Source organism: Synechococcus sp. R55.2, assembly GCF_047462075.1.
Classification (GTDB): domain Bacteria; phylum Cyanobacteriota; class Cyanobacteriia; order Thermostichales; family Thermostichaceae; genus Thermostichus.
Window position 1 is genome coordinate 23,101 of sequence record NZ_JANSIH010000227.1, and the last position, 3,048, is coordinate 26,148.

Consider the following 3,048-nt stretch of genomic DNA (forward strand, 5'->3'; position numbering starts at 1 on the left):
CAGGGATCCCGTCCTGTTGCCCCTCTGCTTGCCGTCATCAATCTAAGCCTGGGGATCCTCTTTTGGATTGGGCCGGAGAAACTCCTCTTTGAGCGGCCCGATCGCGCTGGTGGGACGGAGTCCTCAGGGGGACAACTCCTGCAGCGGGTCAAGGCTCTGAGTTGCTGGGGGACAGCGCCGCTGATCTATGCCGGCTTGGGCTGGCTGGGATCCCATCTCGAACTCGAATGGAGCGAGCTGACAGGTCTGGGCAGCTTAGGTCTCTCCATCGTGCTGCTGGGCGTGGGGCGCCGACAGTCACCGGAGCAGCACCCCTGTCGCGAACAGGAAGGCCCTCCTCCTACCAACCGGAAGGGGATCCTGGGAGCTTTCGGAATATCGCTGGCGGCCTACGAGAGCTGGGTCTACTTTCTCGGCCAGCAAACTGGGGAATTCTGGGAGGACGAAGCGGCGGTGCTGACAGCTTTGCTAGGGCTGCTCTTGGCAGTGGGCTACTGCCTCTGTCCATCTTGGCTGGTGGCGACCCTGCGGCTGAAAGCGGCCTGGCTGCAGCGGATAGGTGCCGGCAACTGGGGCTTGGCCAGCCTCGCCCTTTGGAGTTTCGCTCTCAGCCCTTGGGGGAAGGGGCTCTGGGTGCTGACGGGATCCGGCCTGGTGGCCTATGCCGCCGGACAGGCGAGAACCTCAACTTCAGAATCTCCGACAGAGCGAAATTGGGCGCCAACGGTCTGGGGTTACCTCAGTGCTTGGCAAGGAGCTGGGGTTCTGCTGGGCGGTGTGTTCCTGGGGCTGCCGCAGCTATCCATAGCGCGATGGGCCGGATCCCTGCTCTGTGGGCTGGGGCTGGTTTACCATGGCTTGCCCTGGCGACGGTGGGGCTGGCCGGCGGCTCCTTGGCAGAATACAGCCTTGGTGCTGCCCCTGGCCGCTTTTCTGGTAACCGCGGGAGGAAATAACACCCTTAATCTGCTGCTGGGGGCAACCTACTATGCCCTGCTGGCTATCTGGAGATCCCAAGTGCGCCTGGGCTATGTCAGCCTGTTCTTGAGCAACTGGATCCTGTGGAGTTACGGCTGGCATCAGGATTGGGCTTCCCTGACGTTCTATGCCCTGCCCCTGGTGGGATCCCTGCTCTATGTGGCTCAGGTGGATCCGGGATTACAGGAAGCCAGCGGGCGACAGGGGCGACATTGGCTGCGGCTGGTTTCCTTGGGCACATGGCTGCTGGTGGTGCTGGTGGAAACTCACGGGCAACGGTGGACGGGCTTTTGGCCGGTAGGGTTGGGTTTGGCCTTGGGTCTGCTGGGCTTGGCCTTGCGGGTAAGAGCCTATCTCTTCGTGGGCACGCTGGCCTTTGGGCTGGGGATCCTGCGGCAGGGATGGCTGTTGGTAACAACTGATGCGCTGCTGCTCTGGGCCACTGGGATCCTGCTGGGCCTGCTTCTGATTTGGACGGCAGCCAATCTTGAAGGGCGTCGAGAAGAGGTGGGATCCCGCCTCTCCGCTTGGCTAGGGCAACTGCAGAGCTGGGAATGAAAGAATCCTGAGTCCAGCCAATCTGAGCAGGATCAACTTGAGGAGGGCTGACCTGTTCGCGACAGCGGTGCGGAGCACTACTGAGGCCCTATCAGAGGAGGCGAACACGCCAGAAAATGGATCGACGAGGAATCGACACTCAACGCGAGTGATGAGAAAACAAGTCGGTAGGGCAGGGGGTATGTCAAACTGAGGCTGGCCTTGCTTTGGAGGATCGGGTCTATTGCTGGGCAACGCTGACCCAAAGGTATCTTCTCAGCCTGGGTGGAAAAAGCTCCTGCGGCAGATCTTGGCTCCTTGGCGGGAGTTCGATGGCATTTTGCTGGCCACAGTGCTGGCCTTGACGGGCATCGGTATTGTTGCTATCCGCAGTGCGGTCTGGGAGCGGCCCATCAGCCACTACTGGGTACAGCAGTTGATCATGGCCGGGATCAGCCTGGCGTTTTTGGGAGTGGTGGCCCGGATTCCATATGAGCGGCTGTTGCGCTGGCACTGGTTCACCTACTTCTTGACCTTGGCGAGTTTAATTGCAGTGCTCTTTTTCGGCACAGCAGGCGGAGGAGCGGAGCGCTGGCTCTCCATCGCCGGCTTTCAGGTGCAGCCTTCTGAGTTTGCCAAGCTGGGGGTAATCATCACCCTGGCCGCTCTCCTGCACCACTGGCCGATCAAATACTTCAGCCAGATTTGGGTGGCCGTTGCCGTCGTCGCTCCCCCCTGGATCTTGATTTTCCTGCAGCCCAACCTGGGCACTGCCCTGGTGTTTGTGGTGATTGTCCTGGTCATGCTCTACTGGGCCGGAGCCAAGGGCAGTTGGATCCTCTTGCTTTTGTCGCCGGGGGTGGGAGCCATTCTCTATGGCTTACACACTCGCCCAGAGCAGAGCTGGATGCTTTGGATTTGGCTGCTCTGGTGTCTGGGAATGGCGGGGTTGGCCGCTTGGCGTCTCCCCTGGCGGTGGACGGGGGCCGTAACTTTTGGGGTGATCAACCTGCTCTCGGGGCAGTTGGGGCAGCTAGCCTGGCACCTTCTCAAGCCCTATCAGCGGCGGCGGCTGGAGATTTTCATCGATCCCATGCAAGAGCCTTGGGGATCCGGCTATCACCTCATTCAATCCCGCATTGCCATCGGGGCCGGTGGCCTCTGGGGACAGGGCATCCAGCAGGGCACCCAAACCCAACTGGACTTTATCCCCGAACAGCACACGGATTTCATTTTCTCCGCCATTGGGGAAGAGATGGGCTTTGTGGGCACCCTGACGGTGCTGATCCTGTTCTGGATCCTGTGTGCGCGGCTGATCTGGATTGCCCAAGGGGCCAAGGACAATTTTGGATCCCTGATCACCATTGGGGTGCTGGCAATGATCCTGTTTCAGGCAGTAGTCAACATCGGCATGACCATCGGCCTGGCCCCCATTACCGGTTTGCCTTTGCCTTTTTTGAGCTATGGCCGCTCGGCTCTGCTGACCAATTTTCTGGCCATCGGCTTGGTGGAGTCGGTGGTGATGCACCGCCA

At 60.4% G+C, this 3,048-nt stretch carries 1 protein-coding gene and 1 pseudogene; both read left to right on the plus strand.

Translation table 11 applies throughout. From position 1 onward, the window contains the following. Positions 1-1,536 (plus strand): annotated as a pseudogene (locus NW838_RS07870) (hypothetical protein); the annotation flags it as partial. A 223-nt stretch (positions 1,537-1,759) separates the two neighbouring features. Continuing rightward, positions 1,760-3,048, plus strand: a 1,289-nt coding sequence (gene rodA / locus NW838_RS07875; protein WP_414427812.1) for a rod shape-determining protein RodA, incomplete at its 3' end; no start/stop codon positions are given.